The organism is Salinispora pacifica DSM 45544 (assembly GCF_000378845.1).
In the GTDB taxonomy this organism is placed as follows: domain Bacteria; phylum Actinomycetota; class Actinomycetes; order Mycobacteriales; family Micromonosporaceae; genus Micromonospora; species Micromonospora pacifica.
In genome coordinates, this window is record NZ_KB905359.1 from 1563770 (window position 1) to 1564345 (window position 576).

The 576-nt window shown below is 68.1% G+C and carries 1 protein-coding gene; it reads left to right on the plus strand.

The genetic code is table 11. The features are described 5' to 3' along the window. Positions 1–310 precede the first annotated feature (310 nt). A partial coding sequence (locus tag SALPAC3_RS28275; protein WP_198290343.1) for a hypothetical protein occupies positions 311–576 on the plus strand: 266 nt, incomplete at its 3' end.

Sequence of the window (576 nt, forward strand, 5' to 3'; positions counted from 1 at the left end):
TTCATCTCCCTCCGCGCCGCCGCCGACACCGACACCGGCTTCGCCATCCGACAAGAAATCACCCGCGCCTACGGCCTACGCTGACCCAACCAACGGGTGGGTCCCCGGACCGAGAACGCTCCGGGGACCCACCCGGCTTCAACCCACCCAGAGGGACCCTGCTACCCGCCACCAGTTGACTCTCGTCACGCCGGCCGGCCGGGGCATTCAGCGTGCAATCGCCGAAACGCCCGGACGGAATGGCATGCACTGGCGCCGCCTCGGTCGCCAACTGGTCACCCACTCGAACAACATCGGTGGAGGTGTGCACATGTCTAATTCTTCAATCCCATTCGCTGCTGGTGGATCACGGCGACGACTACTCGCCGTAGCCCTGGCAGCCAGCATGATCGCGGCCGCAACCGCCGACCCACCCCCATCAGCCGCCCACCCGGACACGACCGTCAACACGCACGCCCTCGCCACACCCGCCGCCGCCCCGGAGGCGCACACCGTCACCCTGGTCACCGGCGACGTCGTCACCGTCCGCACCCTCGCCGACGGCAAAACCCTCACCGAGGTCGACCAACCCGACGA